The organism is Nocardioides pollutisoli, assembly GCF_040045055.1.
GTDB classification, from domain to species: Bacteria; Actinomycetota; Actinomycetes; order Propionibacteriales; family Nocardioidaceae; genus Nocardioides; species Nocardioides tweenelious.
The window spans coordinates 2,392,349-2,410,911 of the sequence record NZ_JBDZDU010000001.1 but is presented as its reverse complement, the minus strand read 5'-3'; the positions used below and the strand labels follow the sequence as shown (position 1 = coordinate 2,410,911).

Here is an 18,563-nt window from a genome sequence, read left to right as displayed (position 1 = left end):
AGCGTAGGAGGGATGGCCGCGACCGGGTTCCGTACGCTCGCCGACCAGCTGCGCAGCTGGCCGGACGACCGTTTGTCGCGCCTGCTCCACGAACGCCCCGATCTCGCCACTCCGGCCCCTCATGACTCTGGCCAGCTGGCGTCTCGTGCCGCCACCCGGTCCTCTGTTGTGCGCGCGCTCGACCAGCTGAACCGGTTCGAGCTCTGCGTCCTTGATGCCCTCGTCGTCGTCGGTCAAACCAGCCCCACCGACCTCGCGAGCATCGTCGCGGGTGAGCCGGAGGCGGTGGACGTCGCCCTCGGCCGGCTGCTCGACCTCGCCCTCGCCTGGGAGAGCCCTCAGGGCGTACGGGCACTGAGCACGGTGGTCGAGGCCCTGACCCCCGGCACGCCCGGGGTCAGCGGCCTGCTTCCGGTGTCGCCCGAGCCACCGGCACCGGCCGAGGTACGCCGTCGCCTCGACCAGCTGTCCGAGCCCGCGCGGGCCCTGCTCGAGCACGTGCTGGCCTCCGGTGGAACCGCCACGACCGGCACCGCCCGGCACACCGTGCTGCCGGAAGACGCTGAGACCCCCGCCGAGGAGCTGCTCGCCCACAAGCTGCTGGTCCCTCGCAGCGGCGGCGTCGTCGTGCTGCCCGGCGAGGTGGGCATGGCCCTGCGGGGCGGTCGGACCACCGCCGAGCCGGCGGACCTCGCCCCGACCCTCGCGACCTCCGGACGCAAGCAGGAGATCGTCGACCGTGCTGCCGCGGGCGCCGCCTTCGAGGCCGTACGCCGGATCGAGCTGCTGCTCGACCACTGGGGTCTCAAGCCGCCGTCGGCCCTGCGCACCGGCGGTCTCGGCATCCGCGACCTGCGAGCGACCGCGACCGAGCTGCAGGTCGACGAGCCGACCACCGCCCTGCTCATCGAGACCGCCTCCGCCGCCGGCCTGCTCGCCACCGCGTCCGGTCCCGACGGCAGCCCGCTCTGGATCCCGACCGATGCCTACGACCAGTGGACGACCAGGTCGACGTCGCAGCGCTGGGTCGCGCTGGTCCGGGCCTGGCTGGAGAGCCCCCGCCTGCCCGGCCTGGTGGGATCGCGCGACCCGGCCGGCAAGGTGTGGAACGCCCTCGCCCCCGAGCTGTCCGGCGCGCACCAGGTCGAGACCCGGCGGATGACCCTCGCCGAGCTGCTGGCGATCCCGTCCGGCGAGGTGCTCGCCACCGGGACCGGCCTCCCGTCGCTGGTCCAGCGGATCGAGTGGCTGCGCCCGCGACGCCCGCGCACCCGGGCCGACCAGGTCGGGTGGGCCATCGATGAGGCGACGGCGCTCGGCCTGGCGGCGCTCGGCGGAGCCGCGTCGTACGCCCGCGACCTGCTCGGCGACGACGAGGCGGCCGCGACCGCGCTGCTGGACGACCTGCTTCCGGCTCCGGTCGACCACGTGCTGCTGCAGGCCGACCTCACCGCCGTCGCGCCCGGGCCGCTCGAGTCCCAGCTCGCACGCCAGCTGCAGCTGGTCGCCGACGTGGAGTCGCGCGGCGGGGCCACCGTCTACCGGTTCACGCCCGGGTCCGTACGCCGCGCTCTCGACACCGGCTGGTCGGCCGTGGAGGTGCAGGACTTCATCGCGTCGGTGTCACGGACGCCGGTCCCGCAGCCGCTGACCTACCTCGTCGACGACACCGCGCGGACCTTCGGCACCGTCCGGGTCGGACACGCCGAGGCGTTCCTGCGCGCCGACGACGAGGCCGCCCTGACCGAGCTGCTCCACCACCCGAAGGCCGGCACGCTCGGCCTGCGGCGGCTGGCGCCGACCGTGCTGATCAGCTCGACGCCCCTCGACGTGCTGCTCCCCCGTTTGCGCGACCTCGGCGTCGCCCCCGTGGTCGAGGCCGCCGACGGCACGGTGCACGTCGCGCGGCCCGACGTGCTCCGGGCGCGCACGCCGCGCGAGCACCGCGGCAACGCGGTCCGCTCCGCCCGGGCGAGCGCCCAGGTCGCGCACGTCGTGACCGCGATCCGCGCCGGCGACCGCGCCGCGAGCAGCCGGCCGCTCGCCCCCGCGGAGTCGCTCAGCCCCAGCGGTTCGATGGCAGCGCTGCGCGAGGCGATCGACGCCCGCGCGACCGTGCTGATCGGCTACGTGGACAACCACGGCACCAGCACCGAGCGGCTGGTCGACCCGTTGACGCTCGACGCCGGGTCGCTCACCGCGCACGACCACCGCAGCGACGACCTGCGCAGCTTCGCCGTGCACCGGATCACGACCGTCCGGCCGGTCACCGCCGCTCCGTAGGAGGTCGCCGAGCAACTGCTCGTCGCGAGCGTCGCGATGTGCGTGCGATGGCAAGGACGAGGAGCCGAAGGCGTGGCGGAGCCACGTCGAGCGACGAGGACGCCGCCAGCGTGCGTGCAGCGCGGCGCGCAGCAGAGCGTGTTGCTCGGTGGCCTCCGTAGGATTGAAACGTGGACTTCCTGCGGTACGCCGAGAGCTCGGCGGCTCTCCTGAACGCCGACCTCTCCGAGGTCGACGGGCTGGTGGCGCACCTCGAGGACCGGCCGTGGCTGCAGGCGCAGGCGACCGACCGCGACTGCATGCTGCTGCGGAAGTTCCAGCGCGAGCTGCGCCCGGTCTTCGAGGCCGGCGAGGCCGAGGACACGTCTGCGGTGGTCGCCGGCCTCAACGGGCTGATGGCCCGTCACCCGATCACGCCGCGGATCTCCGACCACGACGCGGCGCACCTGCACCTCCACATCGCGACGGACTCGGCGAGCGTGGCCGAGCTGCTCACGGGCGAGTCCCTGCTGGGACTCGCGACCCTGGTGTGCGACCTGGGGCCCAACCGGCTCGGGGTCTGCTCCTCGGCCCCGTGCACCAACGCCTTCGTCGACACCTCCCCCAACCACTCCCGCCGCTACTGCTCCGAGCGCTGCTCCTCGCGGGCCAACGTCGCTGCCTACCGGGCTCGCCGCAAGGCCGTCGCGGGGGCTTAGGGTTCCGCTATGCGTGGACGGCCGGAGTACGACAAGCCCACCGACCGGATGGAGCGGTCGGACTGGTGGGGCGTCGTGCTGGAGACCCCCGACCCGTCGCGGCTGGGGCACTTCTACGCCGACCTTCTCGACTGGAAGGTCGCGACCGACACGGACCACTGGGTGACGGTCGGTCCCGACGAGGGCGTCGCCTACCTGGGTTTCCAGTTCTCGCCGAGCTACCAGCCGCCGGTCTGGCCGGCCGAGGGCCGCGAGCAGCAGATGATGATGCACCTCGACTTCGAGGTCGTCGACCTCGACGAGGCGGTCGAGGACGCTGTCGACCTCGGGGCCGTCGTACACCCCCACCAGCCGCAGGACTCCGTGCGCGTGCTGCTCGATCCCGACGGTCACCCGTTCTGCCTCTACACGTGATCCTTCGCGCCGTCCGTAGGCTTGCCCGGTGAATGACGGCCCCCTGATCGTCCAGTCGGACAAGACGCTGCTGCTCGAGGTCGACCACGAGCGCGCCACCGACTGCCGCAAGGCGATCGCGCCGTTCGCGGAGCTCGAGCGCTCACCCGAGCACGTCCACACCTACCGGCTGACGCCGCTGGGCCTCTGGAACGCCCGGGCCGCCGGCCACGACGCCGAGCAGGTGGTCGACACGCTGCTGGAGTTCAGCCGCTACGCCGTGCCCCACGCGCTGCTCGTTGACGTCGCCGAGACGATGGCGCGCTACGGCCGACTGCGGTTGGAGAAGAACCCGATCCACGGACTGGTGCTGGTCTCCAACGACCGCCCGGTGCTCGAGGAGGTGCTCCGCGCCAAGAAGATCGCGGGGATGCTCGGCGAGCGCGTCGACGACGACACCGTGGTGGTGCACGCCTCCGAGCGCGGCAACCTCAAGCAGGCGCTGCTCAAGCTGGGCTGGCCGGCCGAGGACTTCGCGGGGTACGTCGACGGCGAAGCCCACCCGATCTTCCTCGACGAGACCGAGTGGCACCTGCGCGACTACCAGCGCGAGGCCACGGACTCCTTCTGGCACGGGGGTTCCGGTGTCATCGTGCTCCCCTGCGGCGCCGGCAAGACCCTGGTCGGTGCGGCCGCGATGGCCGAGGCCAAGGCGACGACGCTGATCCTGGTTACCAACACCGTCTCCGCCCGGCAGTGGAAGGACGAGCTGGTCCGGCGTACGTCCCTGACCGAGGAGGAGATCGGCGAGTACTCCGGCGCCGTCAAGGAGATCCGGCCGGTCACCATCGCGACGTACCAGGTGCTGACGACCAAGCGGAAGGGCGTCTACTCGCACCTCGAGCTGCTCGACGCCCGGGACTGGGGCCTGATCGTCTACGACGAGGTGCACCTGCTGCCGGCGCCCATCTTCCGGATGACCGCCAACCTGCAGGCACGGCGGCGGCTCGGCCTGACCGCGACGCTGGTGCGCGAGGACGGCCGCGAGGGTGACGTCTTCTCGCTGATCGGGCCCAAGCGCTACGACGCCCCCTGGAAGGACATCGAGTCCCAGGGCTGGATCGCGCCGGCCGACTGTGTCGAGGTGCGGGTGACGTTGCCGTCGTCGGAGCGGATCACCTACGCGACCGCCGAGCCCGAGGAGCGCTACCGGCTGGCGTCGTGCACCCACCACAAGATCGACGTGGTGAAGTCGCTGGTGGCCTCGCACCCGGGTCAGCCGACGCTGGTGATCGGGCAGTACCTCGAGCAGCTCGACGAGCTTGCGGAAGCGCTCGACGCCCCGGTGATCAAGGGCGAGACGCCGGTGCGCGAGCGCCAACGCCTCTTCGACGCGTTCCGGTCGGGCGAGATCGGGCTGCTGGTGGTCTCCAAGGTCGCCAACTTCTCCATCGACCTGCCCTCGGCAGAGGTCGCGATCCAGGTCTCCGGGTCGTTCGGCTCGCGCCAGGAGGAGGCCCAGCGCCTCGGTCGGTTGCTGCGGCCGAAGTCCGAGGGCAAGACCGCGCACTTCTACACGATCGTCTCCCGCGACACCGTCGACGCCGAGTTCGCCCAGAACCGGCAGCGGTTCCTGGCCGAGCAGGGCTACGCCTACCGGATCGTGGACGCGGAGGACGTGGGGGCCTAGGGGATGTCGGAATCCCCGGTTCACCGGGGATTCCCTCGCTTATCGGGGTTTGCAACACCCGAGAAGCGATGGAAAAGCCCGAGAAGTCAGCACGCCTCGAGGATGTCGTTCTCGAGCCAGAACGCGTCCGACGAGCCGCCGACCGGCAGGCAGCGGACCACGATCCCGGTCTGTACGTCGAGGGCCACGTCGTAGTGATCCGGGTAGGCATCTGTGAGCGGCGTCCACCCCGGCGTGTCACCCCACTCGTAGACGTCAGCTATCTCGCACCAGATCAGGGCACAGCAGCTGCACCGCGGGTCGTAGCCGGGCAGGGCCGTGACGTCGGCCCGCCACACCGGCCGGCCGGCGACCTCGTCCTCGCGCAGGCGGGCGAGCGCGACGTCGTGGCTGAGCTCGACCGGGTCGAGCATCGCCAGCCAGCTGTAGTTCTCCCAGTAGAGGCCGTCGCCGCCGGAGGCCGGCACCCACGGGCGCGTCGGCGAGCCGCCCGGGCGCTGCGCCTCGAGGTTGAGCGTCACCGGCGCGCCGGCCGGGTCGACGATGCGTACGCCGTCGGGCCGGGCCAGCCACGCCTCGACGTGCCACCGGGACGACCGGGCACGCAGGTGCAGCGTCGTCCAGCGCCACGGCGAGCTGCGCGCCAGGGCGTGGAAGTCGTCGGCGGTCGGGGTCACGACCGGTAGTCACGCACCCGCCAAACCTGGTGCGCAAGGCGTTTGTGCGCTCAGCCCTTCGGTCGCGGGTCGACCACCTTCACCGTGCTGGTCGAGTGGTAGCCGTTGAAGCCGAAGCGCAGGGTCAACGACTCGGCACGCTCGTCGCGGTGGTCGCGACGGGTGGGGATCGAGATGTCGACGGTGCGCGCACCCTCGCGCAGCTGCTCGTAGACCATCGGCCCGAAGGACCACAACGGCTTGTGCTCGTCGACCGGGCCGGTGTGGAGACTGATCCACTTCTCGCCGATGTCGTCGACCTTGACCGTCGGCGTCCTGCCCTTGACGACCTTGCCGTTGACGAACAGGTCGTAGTCGACGCTGTGCGCGATCCGGACCCGCCACGTCGCGGGCTCGCCCTCGGCGACCTTGCGGTGGAGCGGGCGGATCGTGATGGCCGGGCGCGGGTCGTCGTCGGTGATGGTGAGGCTGCCGAGGTAGTCGTCGGTCATCACGCCACGCAGGGGCCACGCGACGATCTGCGTGACCAGCTCCTGGTAGTCGTCGCGCTTGTCGGCCGTGTAGCCGATCGGGATGCTCCCGCTCGTCTGGCCCGGGGCGAGGTCGACGGTGAACCGCTGGACGTCGCCGGGCGCCTGGCCGGTCGTCTGCACCACGAAGCGAGCCGGACGCGCGACGTCGCCGACGACCTCGAAGGGGACCCGCGCGGTGGTCTGGCCGGGGCCGTCGCCCTCGTCGATGCGGACGTCGGAGAAGTCGATGGTCGGCAACCGCTCACCGGGCACGGCGGGCAGGGTCGCCGGCGCGGAGCCCAGGTCCGCGATCCAGATCCGGCCGCTGTCGCTGGCCGAGACCAGGTCGACCTGGTCGATGTCGGTGAGGTCGACCCCGCTCGCGGTGGAGGGGTCGACGACCAGGGTCTGCGCCCACAGCTTCTCGGTGTCGGACGTGTCGCCGAGCGACGGCAGGGTGCCGCCGCCGACCGGGGTGAGCAGCGCCGAGCCGCCCTGGCTGTCGGTGACCCGGACCCGCAGGTCGACGTCGGTCGACCGCGGGTCGACGATCGTGCGCAGCTCCAGGCTCCGGCCGGTGAGGTCGAGCGGGTCGTCGAGGACCAGGCCACCCGTCTGACCGGTCGCCGTCCACGTCATCTGGAAGAACGGCCGGGTGGGCAGCTTCTCGTAGGACTCGGGCCAGTGCGGGTGCACCGACGCGTAGTTCACGCCGTACGTGCACGACGCGATCTTCTGCGGGTCCGCGTCGCCCTGGCAGAAGCGCGTCTGAGCCCCGCTCGCGAGCGAGAGGCCGGTGGTCAGGCCGGGCAGCCGGAGGTCGCGACCGCCGCCGATCGCGTGGCTCAGCGTCTGCGCCGAGCCCTGCGAGGCGACGCGCGCACGCGAGCCGTCGAAGAGCGGCAGCATCGCCTGGTCGTCGTCGGCGAAGAGGTGCACCGCACCGGAGACGTACGCCGTACCGACGTTCTGCTGCTCCTGCGGCGACAACCGCTCCGGGTCCTTGGTGCCGCAGGTGGAGTTCTCGTCGCCGTACCAGTCGTCGGACGCAGGCGCCGCCGCGATGCCGGGCGTCCACTCGGTGTTGAAGAAGTTGTGGTCGGCCCCCATGACCAGCACGCTGCTCTTCAGCGACGTGTCGTCGCTCGCGAGGTCGCGAGCGGTGTCGGTGAACTTCTGGCCCTGGAGGTCACTCACGTCGCCGTCGCAGAAGGGCAGCAGCGTCACGGTCGGGACGTACGGCGCGGTCTGGCTCGCGAAGTCGGTCGGCGCGATGAGGACCTGGCCGACGATGCGGTACGGCGCGCTCAGCGGGATCTGGATCGAGGCGCGGTTGACGCCCTCGCCGCCGCGCGAGTGCCCGACGAGGACGACGCGACCCAGGTCGACCTGGTGGGCGGCCGCGAGGCCGACCCAGTGGTCGAGGTGGGCCTCGACGACCTGCGCGCGGGCGTCGGCACCACCGTCGGCGAGCTGGTAGTCCTGCGCGTTGATGCCGTTGACCCGGACCGACACCGTCGCGTAGCCCTGCGACGCCAGCACCTGCTGGATGTAGTCGTAGCCGAGGTCGCTGGGGATCTCCTTGAACGGCGCGGGGCAGGGCCAGGTGTCGGTGTAGGCGTTCGGGTGACCGGGCTTGTAGCAGACGCCGTGCCGACCGTGGAGGAAGAGCACGAGGGGGCGCGGCCCGGTCGCCGAGTCCGCGGTCGGCTCGACCACGTGGCCGCGCATCTCGATCGGTTCGGGCATGCCGTCCACCGGCAGCGGGGCGAGCTCGTAGTCACTGGTCACGACGTCGTAGGGACCGGGCGTCGCGGGGTCCTCGGCGAGGGTCACGGTCCCGGGCAGGTCGAGCGGCGCGCTCTGCTGCGCGGTCCCGGCGCGGAGCCGGTCGTCGCCGCTGGTGTCGAGCCGGTCGCCGGAGAGGAGCACGTCGAGCTCGGCCGGGTCGGGCCGGGTCGTCGACGTGACCACCGCGCTGACCGTGCGGCCGTCGGCGCCGATGGTCGGCGCACCGAGCGCGAGGCCCGCCGGGCCGACGATCGTCGGCCGGTCGGAGGTCAGGGGGAACCGCGTCGGGGACGTCCAGGAGACGGCGTACCTTCCTGAGCCGAGCGACTGCACCTGCCAGGCACCGCGGTCGCCCTTGACCGCGATCACGGACGCTGCCGCTCCGGGGTGGGCCGGCGCGGCCGCGACGGTGGTGGGCATCAGCGTCGACGCTGCCAGCGAGACGAGTGCGGCGGCGGCGAACCAGCCGGTCCTGCGAGGTGCTCCCATGCCGCGCATCATGCCGTCCCGCGGGCGCGCGCGGGGCGCAACGGGCCGGTCCAGTCCGCTCGAGCCGAAATGTCTGATCACCGATGGAGCGCCGGGGCCGCGCCTACGTTCCAGAGATGACTCTGCGCACGTTCATCGCGGCCCTGGCCATCGCCCTCGCGGGCCTCGTGTCGGTCCCCACCGCCAGCCAGGCCGTCGCGGCTCCCCACCACGCCTGCACGCGCACGTCGAGCGGGAGCTGCATCCAGGGCGGTCAGTTCTGCCCGCAGGCGAGCTACGGCCACAGCGGGTGGGATGCCCGCGGCCGCCGCTACGTCTGCAAGGGCGACCACACCCACCCGCACTGGATGATCCCCTGACCTGAGGTCGCTTGTCGGCTGCGGGGGTTTCGAGACGGTCGCAGAGCGACCTCCTCGACCACCGGGGCCGTCCACCCTGCGGCGGCGTTTCGGTCGGACGCACACGGCCGACCTAGGCTGGTCGATCGTGAAGGCGTTGCTGCTCGAGAACATCCACCCGGTCGCTGTCGAGATCCTCGAGGCTCGAGGTTTCGAGGTCGAGCTGCGGCTGGGTTCGCTCTCCGAGGACGAGCTGGTCGAGACCCTCCCTGGCGTCCACCTGCTCGGCATCCGCTCCAACACCCACATCACGCCCCGCGTGCTCGACGCGGCGGGCGACCTGCTCGCCGTCGGCTGCTTCTGCATCGGCACCAACCAGGTCGACCTGGTCGCGGCCGCCGACCAGGGCATCGCGGTCTTCAACGCGCCGTACTCGAACACGCGCAGCGTCGTGGAGCTGGTGATCGGCGAGATCATCGCGCTCGCGCGGCGCCTGCCGGAGAAGACCCAGAAGATGCACGAGGGCGTCTGGGACAAGTCGGCCAAGGGCAGCCACGAGGTACGCGGCCGGACGCTCGGCATCGTCGGCTACGGCAACATCGGGACCCAGCTGTCCAACCTCGCGGAGGCCCTCGGCCTGCGCGTCATCTTCTTCGACACCGCCGACCGCCTGGCCCACGGCAACGCGCAGCGGATGAAGAGCCTCGACGACCTGCTCGCGAAGGCCGACGTGGTCAGCCTCCACGTCGACGGCCGGCCCGGCAACGCCGGCTTCTTCGGCGCCGAGCAGTTCGCGAAGATGAAGCCGCGCAGCATCTTCATCAACGCCGCGCGCGGCATGGTCGTCGACAACGAGTCGCTGCGCGACCACATCCTGTCGGGCCACATCGCGGGCGCCGCGCTCGACGTCTTCCCGGTCGAGCCGAAGGCCCAGGGCGACGAGTTCGAGTCGGTCCTGCGCGGCCTCGACAACGTGATCCTGACGCCGCACGTCGGCGGCTCCACCCAGGAGGCCCAGGAGGAGATCGGCTACTTCGTCGCCGGCAAGCTCGCGGGCTTCTCGCTCGAGGGCCGCACCGAGCTGTCGGTCAACGTGCCCGCCGTGCTCGCGCCGCAGCTGCACGACGGCCACCGGATCGGCTTCCTCCACGTCAACGTCCCGGGTGTCCTCGCGAGCGTCAACGGGATCCTGGCCGACTCCGGCGCCAACATCACGGGGCAGTACCTCTCGACGCGCGGCGAGCAGGGCTACGTCGTCACCGACACCCTCGACCCGCTGCCAGCCGACTCCCTGGCCAAGCTGGCCGAGTCCGAGCACACCATCTGGCTGAGGACCTGGGACGCCTCATGATCAACGTGCGCGAGCGGATCGGAACTGAGCTGTTCGCGCGCGTCGCGGGCCCGGACGGCCCGAAGCACGCCGAGCGGATCCACTTCCAGCCGGGTCCGCGCTGGTTCGACGCCGACAGCCCGATCGCGCGCGTCCACGGTGACGCGTCGATGTTCATCGGCGGCCTGCGGGCGCTCCTGCTGCAGACGCTCCACCCGGCAGCGATGCGCGGGGTCGCCGAGCACTCCGACTTCCGCAACGACTCCTGGGGCCGACTGGCCCGCACCAGCCGGTTCATCGCGGTCACGACCTTCGGCACGGCCGACGACGCCCAGCAGGCGGTCGACATCGTCCGTGCGATCCACAAGCGGGTCGTCGGCACCATGCCCGACGGCTCGTCGTACGCCGCCACCGACCCGCACCTGCTCGGCTGGGTGCACGTCGCGGAGATCGACAGCTTCCTGCGCGCCCACACCGTCTACGGCCGGACGCCGCTGGTCGGCCCGGAGCGCGACGAGTACGTCGCCCAGACCGCCGAGGTCGCCCGACGGCTGGGAGTCGTGGACCCGCCGACGACCGAGGCTGAGCTCGTGGCGACGCTGGCCGCCTACCGCCCCGAGCTGCGCAGCACCCCGGAAGCACGCGCGACCGTCGGCTACCTCCTGCTCCGACCGCCGCTGCCCCTGCTGGCACGCGCGCCGTACGGCGTGATCGCGGCCGCCGCGGTCGGGCTGATGCCCCGCTGGACCCGACGGCCGCTGCGCCTGCCCTGGCTGCCGGTGTCCGAGCGCACCGTCGTCCGCGCCCTCGGGGGCCTCGCGACGGGCACCATCCGCTGGGCGATGACTCCGACCCGCGACAATCAGGACTCGCTCAGCAATGGCGCTTAAAGTGGATGCATGTTCCGTTCTCGCGTCCGCACGTCCGTCGTCGTCGCCGCTCTGGCGAGCCTCGTCGGGGTGCTGCTGACGGTCGGAGCCGCGCTCCCCACGGAGGCCGCGCCGGCCAAGGGCGTCGCCTACGGGACGGTGAAGTTCCCGCAGAAGGACAGCCCGAAGGTCAAGGTCCTGTGGTTCACCCGGGACTGGGCCTACCTCGGCACCGCCAACGCCCAGGGCGACAGCTACTCCCTCAACCTCGCGCCCGGCACCTACCACCTGCAGTTCGTCGACCAGCGCGACTCCTACGTCACGTCGAAGTACGCGCCCACCGACATCCAGGTCACGGTCCACTCGGGTCAGGGCACCCGCAAGAACGTCACGATGACCAAGGGCGCCTTCATCACCGGCACCGTCAAGGCCCACGGCAAGGTGGCCAAGAAGGCCGAGGTCAAGGCGGCCAACCAGAGTGAGCAGTCCTTCACGACGACGGCCAACAAGAAGGGCCAGTTCGCGATCGGCGGCCTGCCCGCGGGCAAGTACTCCCTCTTCAGCTACGACCACAAGCACGCCTGGGTCGACAAGAGCACCTACGCCGGCAAGCTCGAGCCCGGGAAGTCGGCCAACCTCGCGATCAACCTGCGGAAGAAGGCCGGCAGCCTGCGCGTCTACCTCTTCACCTCCGCCAACGGCCAGAAGAAGCAGGTCACCGGCAACCCGACCGTGACCGCCGTCAGCAAGAAGACGGGCCAGTTCTGGAGCAAGAAGGTCAAGGGCGGCAACGCGGTCTTCGAGGGCCTCTACCCCGGCAAGTACAAGCTGGTCGCCAACGGCTACGGCATCTGGTTCGGCAAGACCGCGTCGGTCGAGGGCGCGACGGTGAAGTCCGGCAAGACCGACTTCGGCACGTTCACCTACACCAAGCGCGGCGGGTGGATCACCGGGAAGGTCGTCGACGGCAACGACAGCTCTTTCCCGATGAAGGCCGCAGCCGTCGGCCTCTACGACTCCAGCGGCAACCAGCTCACCTCCACCGTCACGGACCAGAGCGGCGCGTTCAAGCTGAGCGGCCAGTTCGCGACGATGAGCGGGCTGACCGTGACCGTCGACCCGGACCCCAACGGCGGCGGGTGGATGCAGGCCGCGGCGCCGGGCAACTACTGCATGTTCACCCACGGCGAGCAGACGCCGGTGTCGATCACCATCGGCCAGCAGACCGACGTGGGCAGCGTGCCACTCCCGCACGCGCCGTACGACGGGTCGACCGGGCAACCGGAGCGCTGCCAGCCCAGCTGAGGCCTTCGGCAGAACTTGAGGAAACCCTCGTTCCATCTTGAGGGGACCTCAAGGTGGACTGCCTAGCGTTGGTGGCATGCCCAGAACGACTCGTCACGCCACCAGCGTGCTGCTCCTCGTCGTCGGCCTGATCGCCTCGGCCGCCCTCGTGCTGCTGCAGGCACCCGCGGCCGACGCCGCGTCCGCTGGCCGCGTCCGCGGCTACGTCGTCGCTCCCCACGACGACCGCGTGCCGCTCCGGATGGCGTGGTTCACGACCGACTGGAAGTACCTCGGCTCGAAGTCGGTGTCCGGCAACGGCGCCTACAGCCTCACCCTGCCCGTCGGCACCTACCGGCTGCAGTTCACCGACAAGCGGCCGTCGTACGACGTCACGAAGTTCGCGCCGACCGACGCCACCGTCACCGTCCGTTCCGGCAGCACCGCCGTCCGCAACGTCCGCCTGCACCGTGGGGCTGCCATCACCGGGACCGTGCGCACGGCCGGCGGCAGCGGCGCGCACGCGACCGTGACCGCGGCCAACAAGGCGCAGCAGTCCTTCACGACGATCGCCAACGACAAGGGCCAGTTCGCCATCGGCGGCCTCCCCGAGGGCAGCTACTCGGTCTTCACCTACGACCACAAGAAGACCTACGTCGCCAAGAGCACCTTCGTGAAGAAGCTCGAGCCCGGCCACCCGCAGAACGTCGACATCAAGCTGAAGAAGCGCGCCGGCAACCTGCTCGTCGACCTCTACGCCGGGGACCGCCCGATCAACGGGACGCTGATGGTCACCGCGATCAGCAAGAAGACCGGCCAGTTCTGGACCATGAAGGCCCGCAACGGGACCGCCGCGTTCAAGGGCGTCTACCCCGGTCGCTACACGCTGATCGTGCCCGGCTACCAGGAGTTCTTCGGCAAGACCGGGACCGTCTCCCGGGGCAAGGTGCACGCCGGCCGTACGGCGTTCGGCAGCTTCCGGCTGACCCAGCACGGCGGCGCCTTCACCGGCCGCCTGGTCGCCGGCGACGACGGCACACCGGTCGGCAAGGCCACCGTGCGTCTCTACGCCCCGACCGGCGACATCGTCGCCGTCACCACGACGGCGGCGGACGGCACCTTCCGGGTGGGCGGCAGCCTCGGCACGATGACGTCGGTCAGCCTGATCGCCTTCGACGGCGCCAACATGCAGTACTACGACACGCTGCGGCTGCGCGCACTCTCGATCAAGGTCAGCGAGACCAAGAACCTCGGCGACCTGGAGCTGCCGGCGAAGCCGTCGGCCTCGGTGGTCGGCACCGTCGTGGACGCGTCCAACAAGGCGGTTGCGCTCGGTGGGGCGACCGTGCAGCTGAAGGACGCCAAGGGCGTCGTCATCGGCACCACCGTCAGTGCGGCCGACGGCAGCTTCACGATCGACAAGAAGCTGCTCCCCCAGACCGGCGTGAGCGTCGTCGTCGCGCCGACCGGCACGAGCTCCTACCTGGGTGTTGCCCCGGCGACGTGTCAGTACGTCTCGACCTCGCACGCCGGCATCGTCCTCGAGGCCGACGTCGAGCGTGACCTCGGCGTCGTGGGGATCTCGCGCAAGTCGCCCGGTACCTGCAACATCCCGGTGGGCGACCCCGTCACGAGGTGACCTACGAGACCACCATGTCCGCGTCGCCCCAGAACGCGCGCATCGTGGTGATCCGACCGTCGTCGTCGAAGGTCATCACGTCGATCGGCGTGACCGTGTAGGTCGCGTCGCCGGCCTTCGTGGCGATCTCGAAGTGGAAGGCGGCCTGCCCGCCGGCGATCTTGGCCGCGAGCAGCCGCGTGGACGCATCGAGCCCCTCGAGGCTGCCGTAGAACTCCCGGATCGCGGCGTGCCCGGCGCGTACGTCGGTGCCGACCGGGTCCTCCACGGTGGCGTCCTCGGCGTACAGCGCGACGATCTCGTCGGCACTGCCGTTGGCGACCAGGCGGATGTACTCGTCGACGACCTGGCGGACCCGCTCGTTGCTCGCGGCCATGACTTCTCCATTTCTAGAACACGTTCTTGTTGAGGTCACCGTAGCGTCCGCCGACCGCCGCCGCGCCCGATGGGCTTGAATGGGCGGCGTGGACCTGCTGCTCGCCTGGCCGCTCCCGGGGGCCCGAGCGCTCGGCGCCCAGCTGGTCGCGTCGTACGGCCACCCGGACCGGCGCTACCACGACGGTCGTCATCTCGGTGAGGTGCTGGAACGGGTGCACGAGCTGTCCGCGGCCGGGGTGGAGTTCGACCGGATGGCGGTGCTGCTCGCGGCGTGGTTCCACGACAGCGTGTACGACGCGCAGCCGGACGCCGAGAAGCGATCCGCCGCGTGGGCGGCCGAGGCGCTGCCGACGCTGGTCGACCAGGCCGTCGTCGACGAGGTGGTGCGGCTGGTGCTGCTCACCGAGGTGCACCGGCCCGCGGACGACGACCCCAACGGGTGCGTGCTCTCCGACGCCGACCTGGCGATCCTCGCGGCCGCTCCCGAGCGCTACGCGGAGTACGTCGCCTCGGTGCGGGAGGAGTACGCCCACGTGCCCGACGACCTCTTCGCCCTCGGCCGCGCCGAGGTGCTGCGCGACCTGCTGGCGAAGCCGTACCTCTTCCACACGGCGTACGCCCGCACGTCCTGGGAGTCGGCGGCCCGGGCGAACGTCGAGGCCGAGCTCGCGGAGCTCGGATGACCCGCACCGTCCTGCGCGGCGCCCGCTGGCCCGGCGACGTGGCGATCGAGGACGGGCTGATCGCCGAGGTGGGCGTCGTACCGCCTCGCGACGGGGACGTCGTCGTCGACTGCTCGGGCGACATCGTCACCGCGGGGCTGGTCAACACCCACCACCACTTCTACCAGTGGCTGACGCGGGGCTGGGCGGTCGACGAGGGGCTCTTCGGGTGGCTGACCACGCTCTACCCGGTGTGGGCGCGGCTGACCCCGGAGGACGTCGAGGCGGCCAGCGCGGTGGCGCTCGCCGAGCTCGCGCTGTCCGGCTGCACGACGGCTGCCGACCACCACTACCTGGTCCCGGGCGGCGACGACAGCGTCTTCGACGCCATCGCGGCGTCGGCCCGCCGGATCGGCATCCGCACCCACATCGCCCGTGGGTCGATGGACCTCGGCGCGTCGGCCGGCGGGCTGCCGCCCGACTCGGTCGTCGAGGACGTGGACTCGATCCTGGCGTCCACCGTGGCCGTGCACGACCGGCTGCACGACGGCGACCGGATCGTCGTCACGGTGGCCCCGTGCAGCCCGTTCAGCGTCTCCACGCGCCTGATGACCGAGTCGGCGGCGCTCGCCCGGTCGCTGGGTCTGCGGCTGCACACGCACCTCGCCGAGACGCTCGACGAGGAGCGCGACAGCATCGCCCGCTTCGGCCGCCGCCCGATGGAGCTGCTCGACGAGCTCGGCTGGATCGCGCCCGACGTGTGGGTGGCGCACGGCATCCACTTCTCCGACGACGAGGTGGCTCGGCTCGGGTCGACGCGTACGGGGGTCGCGCACTGCCCGTCGTCCAACTGCCGCCTGGGGTCGGGCATCGCACGGGTGCGCGACCTGGTGGCCGCGGGCGCCCCGGTCGGGCTCGGCGTCGACGGGGTCGCGTCCAACGAGATCGGCACCCTGCAGCCCAAGATGCGCCAGGCGCTCTACCTCGCCCGGCAGCGCGCCATGGACCCCACCGCCTTCTCCCCCGCCGACGCACTCGCGCTCGCGACCACCGGCGGCGCGGCCTGCCTGGGCCGCTCGGACATCGGGTCGCTGACGCCCGGCCTGAAGGCCGATGTCGTCGTGTGGCCGGGCGACGACGTGGGCGACGTGCTCGACCCGCTCGCCGCGCTGGTCCTCGGCCCCGAGCGGTCGGCCCGCCACGTGCTCGTGGGTGGGGAGTACGTCGTCCGCGACGGTCACCTCGTGGGCGCCGACCTCACCGAACTGCGCCGCGATCTCGCTCGCCGGGCTCGGGGACTCTGGCCCGATCTGGCGGGGTAGTCACGGACGTTCTGGTGGTTCCGCGGCCGATTTCACAACCACAACGTCCGTGACTACCCCGACGGCGCCGACCCCTTCCGCCGGCGCAGGCCCGCCGCGATGAGCCGGGCGACCAGCTCGCGGGAGGAGACGGGGACGGCACCGGCATCGACCACGGCGTCGTACCACTCCGACGGGACGTCGTAGTGGTCGCGGTCGAAGCCGCGCTCGGGGATGCCGAGACGGCCGGCGAACTCGTGCAGCTCGTCGTACGACGTGTCGCTGGCGAGGTGGGACCACAGGCGGCCGCGGGACGGGACCAGCGGCGGGTCGATGAGGATCGTCATCCAGCGCTGCGCGCCACGCGCTCGACCGCGTCGTCGAGCAGGAGCCGCCAGGACCGGACGTGCGCGGCATCGACGTAGGCCTTGTACGACGCCCCCGGGCGCGCCTGCGCACCGAGGTGGAACTGTCGGACCCCCGAGCGCACGAACCACGGCACCTGCTCGGCCAGCAGTCCCCCGCCGGGCATCAGCAGCGCGGCGACCCGGGGATCGGCTGCGGTGGCCAGCAGGTCGTCGTAGCCGACGGAGAGTCCACGCGGCGAGCCCGCGGAGCGCACCCCCACCAGCCCGGTGAGGTCCGTCAGGCGACGCCAGGAGCGACGCGGGTCGAGCGTGTCGTCGATGGCCCTGCCGAACGTCCAGGGCACCCCCGGCAGCAGCCCGCAGAGGTAGGCGCAGACCTCGGTGTCGATCTCGAGGTCGCCGTCGAGGAAGCCGAACGAGACGCCGGCGGCACCGCAGCCGAGGTAGCTCTCGGCGAGGCCGACCAGCCGCGCCATCTCGCCCCCGGTCGTCGACCAGGTGTCGTTGAGCCGCAGCAGGACGAAGACCGGCAGCTCGGTCTCGCGGCACACCGACGACACGACGGCGGGCTCGGGCGACAGTGCGACTGCCGGCCCGGTGGCCACCAGGTGCAGACGGTCGGCACCGCCCTCCTCCGCGCCGGGGACGTCACGCGGGCCGAGGACGGTCACCTCGAGGAGCGCCGTGCTCATGTCCCGATGGTAGGGCGGGAGGTACGCCGCAGGCGGGAGCCGCGCCTTGCCCGCGAGGCATGATGGGGGAATGGACAACACCCTGCTGTTCGACGCGCGCGCCCGCGTGTTGGCCGACCTGCAGGCCCGTCAGCACGCGAGCCCGGCCGCGGTCTCAGCCCTCGAGGACGCCGTCGCGCAGCGTAAGTGGTGGGCGGAGCAGTGGCCCGAGGGAGCGCAGTACATCGCGGGACTGGTCGCCCAGGACGTCCAGGACGCCCTGTTCGAGAGCATCGGCCGGTGGCCGGTCTGCCTCGACTGCGGTGACGACGCACCGGTGCACGCGCTGTACATCCAGCCGGACCTCGGCGGTCCTGACCCGGTGTGGGTCTGCGAGGAGAGCGGCGACGTCGTCGCGCCCCTCGGTGGGCTCTAGCTCTCCGAGCCGACCTGCAGCCACATCGTGAAGCGGTCCGCGCGGTAGACCGTGCGGGACACCTCGACGACCTTCTCGCCGGCGAGCCCACGACGCGAGTGCCGCAGCACCGGGGCGCCGGCGGCGATCTCGAGGTGCTCCGCCTCCTCCGCGTTCGCGACGTCGGCGTTGATGGAGTCCTCGGCCCAGGTCGGTCGCAGGCCGCGCGACTCGAGGGCGTCGTACAGGCTGGTCGGCATGCCGCTCTGCAGGAAGCCGGGGATCAGCACCTCGTTGAGGTAGGCGTCCTCGACGCACATCGGCGTGCTGTCGGCACGCCGCAGCCGACGCCAGTGGATCACCGCGTCGCCCTCCGTGAGGTTGAGCGCCCGCGCCACTCCCGGCCCGGCCTGCTCGCGGCGCGCCACCAAGGTCTGGGACTCGGCCAGCAGTCCGCGGCGCGACATCTCCTCGGTGTAGCTCGTCAGTCGGCTCGCAGCGCGTCGAGGGCGGGCCACGAAGGTGCCCCGCCCGGGAATGCGCTCCAACAGGCCCTCGACCACGAGGGCATCCATCGCTTGTCTCACCGTCATGCGGGCGACCCCGAACCGATGCACCAGCTCACGCTCAGAAGGTGCCGGTGAACCGGGTGCCGCCCCCGTGACGAGAGTGCGCACGTATTCGCGCACCTGGACGTGCTTGAGCGCACGCCCCTCAGTCACCAGCAACTCGTCCACGAGTCGAACTGTAGGCAGGTATAGACCTCCGCGTCCCC

18 protein-coding genes are annotated in these 18,563 nt (G+C 71.6%); 12 read left to right on the top strand and 6 right to left on the bottom strand.

Annotated features, from left to right (window positions below):
- The first annotated feature begins 12 nt into the window (after window positions 1–12).
- From ABLE68_RS11725 to ABLE68_RS11710, 4 genes are all read left to right on the top strand, one after another.
- A complete protein-coding gene (locus ABLE68_RS11725) occupies window positions 13–2,283 on the top strand; it encodes a helicase-associated domain-containing protein (protein ID WP_348871514.1) in 2,271 nt (756 codons plus the stop codon).
- Between the two features lie 170 nt (window positions 2,284–2,453).
- Window positions 2,454–2,981 carry a CGNR zinc finger domain-containing protein gene (locus ABLE68_RS11720; protein WP_348871513.1) on the top strand — a complete coding sequence of 176 codons (528 nt, stop codon included), beginning with the start codon at window positions 2,454–2,456 and terminating at the stop codon, window positions 2,979–2,981.
- 9 nt (window positions 2,982–2,990) lie between these two features.
- Window positions 2,991–3,395, top strand: a complete 405-nt coding sequence (locus ABLE68_RS11715) for a VOC family protein (RefSeq protein ID WP_348871512.1) — start codon at window positions 2,991–2,993, stop codon at window positions 3,393–3,395.
- Window positions 3,396–3,423: 28 nt separating this feature from the next.
- Entirely contained in the window at window positions 3,424–5,064 is a 1,641-nt protein-coding gene (locus tag ABLE68_RS11710) for a DNA repair helicase XPB (RefSeq protein ID WP_348871510.1), read from the top strand.
- A gap of 86 nt (window positions 5,065–5,150) precedes the next feature.
- Here the strand turns inward: ABLE68_RS11710 and ABLE68_RS11705 are convergent, their stop codons facing one another.
- The gene (locus ABLE68_RS11705) at window positions 5,151–5,741 is read right to left on the bottom strand and encodes a hypothetical protein (protein WP_348871509.1); all 591 of its coding nucleotides are present in this window, start codon (window positions 5,739–5,741) and stop codon (window positions 5,151–5,153) included.
- 50 nt (window positions 5,742–5,791) lie between these two features.
- Window positions 5,792–8,533 (bottom strand): alpha/beta hydrolase, encoded by a 2,742-nt coding sequence (locus ABLE68_RS11700; protein WP_348871507.1) that lies wholly within the window; start codon window positions 8,531–8,533, stop codon window positions 5,792–5,794.
- Between the two features lie 116 nt (window positions 8,534–8,649).
- On the opposite strand from ABLE68_RS11700, the gene ABLE68_RS11695 reads away from it, so the two are divergent.
- From ABLE68_RS11695 to ABLE68_RS11675, 5 genes are all read left to right on the top strand, one after another.
- Window positions 8,650–8,892, top strand: a complete 243-nt coding sequence (locus tag ABLE68_RS11695) for a hypothetical protein (protein ID WP_348871505.1) — start codon at window positions 8,650–8,652, stop codon at window positions 8,890–8,892.
- A gap of 127 nt (window positions 8,893–9,019) precedes the next feature.
- Window positions 9,020–10,222 (top strand): phosphoglycerate dehydrogenase, encoded by a 1,203-nt coding sequence (gene serA, locus ABLE68_RS11690; RefSeq protein ID WP_348871504.1) that lies wholly within the window; start codon window positions 9,020–9,022, stop codon window positions 10,220–10,222.
- Window positions 10,219–11,091, top strand: a complete 873-nt coding sequence (locus tag ABLE68_RS11685; protein WP_348871502.1) for an oxygenase MpaB family protein — start codon at window positions 10,219–10,221, stop codon at window positions 11,089–11,091. The genes serA and ABLE68_RS11685 overlap by 4 nt, the downstream gene beginning before the upstream one ends.
- 9 nt (window positions 11,092–11,100) lie before the next feature.
- Entirely contained in the window at window positions 11,101–12,375 is a 1,275-nt protein-coding gene (locus tag ABLE68_RS11680; RefSeq protein WP_348871500.1) for a carboxypeptidase-like regulatory domain-containing protein, read from the top strand.
- Between the two features lie 76 nt (window positions 12,376–12,451).
- Window positions 12,452–13,993, top strand: coding sequence for an MSCRAMM family protein (locus ABLE68_RS11675; protein WP_348871498.1), 1,542 nt, complete (start codon window positions 12,452–12,454; stop codon window positions 13,991–13,993).
- Between the two features lies 1 nt (window position 13,994).
- Here ABLE68_RS11675 and ABLE68_RS11670 read toward each other — a convergent pair whose 3' ends face one another.
- On the bottom strand, window positions 13,995–14,369 hold the full coding sequence (locus tag ABLE68_RS11670; protein WP_348871497.1) for a nuclear transport factor 2 family protein: 375 nt from the start codon (window positions 14,367–14,369) through the stop codon (window positions 13,995–13,997).
- An 88-nt stretch (window positions 14,370–14,457) separates the two neighbouring features.
- Here ABLE68_RS11670 and ABLE68_RS11665 point away from each other — a divergent pair, with 88 nt between their 5' ends.
- Both ABLE68_RS11665 and ABLE68_RS11660 read left to right on the top strand, forming a co-directional pair.
- Entirely contained in the window at window positions 14,458–15,054 is a 597-nt protein-coding gene (locus tag ABLE68_RS11665) for an HD domain-containing protein (RefSeq protein WP_348871496.1), read from the top strand.
- Window positions 15,051–16,355 (top strand): 8-oxoguanine deaminase, encoded by a 1,305-nt coding sequence (locus tag ABLE68_RS11660; RefSeq protein ID WP_348871495.1) that lies wholly within the window; start codon window positions 15,051–15,053, stop codon window positions 16,353–16,355. Before ABLE68_RS11665 ends, ABLE68_RS11660 begins: the two co-directional genes overlap by 4 nt.
- Before the next feature lie 53 nt (window positions 16,356–16,408).
- On the opposite strand, the gene ABLE68_RS11655 is transcribed toward ABLE68_RS11660, so the two are convergent.
- Window positions 16,409–16,681 (bottom strand): DUF4031 domain-containing protein, encoded by a 273-nt coding sequence (locus tag ABLE68_RS11655; RefSeq protein WP_348871494.1) that lies wholly within the window; start codon window positions 16,679–16,681, stop codon window positions 16,409–16,411.
- Window positions 16,678–17,394 (bottom strand): copper homeostasis protein CutC, encoded by a 717-nt coding sequence (locus ABLE68_RS11650; RefSeq protein ID WP_348871493.1) that lies wholly within the window; start codon window positions 17,392–17,394, stop codon window positions 16,678–16,680. The genes ABLE68_RS11655 and ABLE68_RS11650 overlap by 4 nt, the downstream gene beginning before the upstream one ends.
- Before the next feature lie 70 nt (window positions 17,395–17,464).
- On the opposite strand from ABLE68_RS11650, the gene ABLE68_RS11645 reads away from it, so the two are divergent.
- The gene (locus ABLE68_RS11645) at window positions 17,465–17,809 is read left to right on the top strand and encodes a hypothetical protein (protein ID WP_348871491.1); all 345 of its coding nucleotides are present in this window, start codon (window positions 17,465–17,467) and stop codon (window positions 17,807–17,809) included.
- Here the strand turns inward: ABLE68_RS11645 and ABLE68_RS11640 are convergent.
- Window positions 17,806–18,465 carry a GntR family transcriptional regulator gene (locus ABLE68_RS11640; RefSeq protein WP_348873264.1) on the bottom strand — a complete coding sequence of 220 codons (660 nt, stop codon included), beginning with the start codon at window positions 18,463–18,465 and terminating at the stop codon, window positions 17,806–17,808. The genes ABLE68_RS11645 and ABLE68_RS11640 overlap by 4 nt on opposite strands.
- Between the last annotated feature and the right edge of the window lie 98 nt (window positions 18,466–18,563).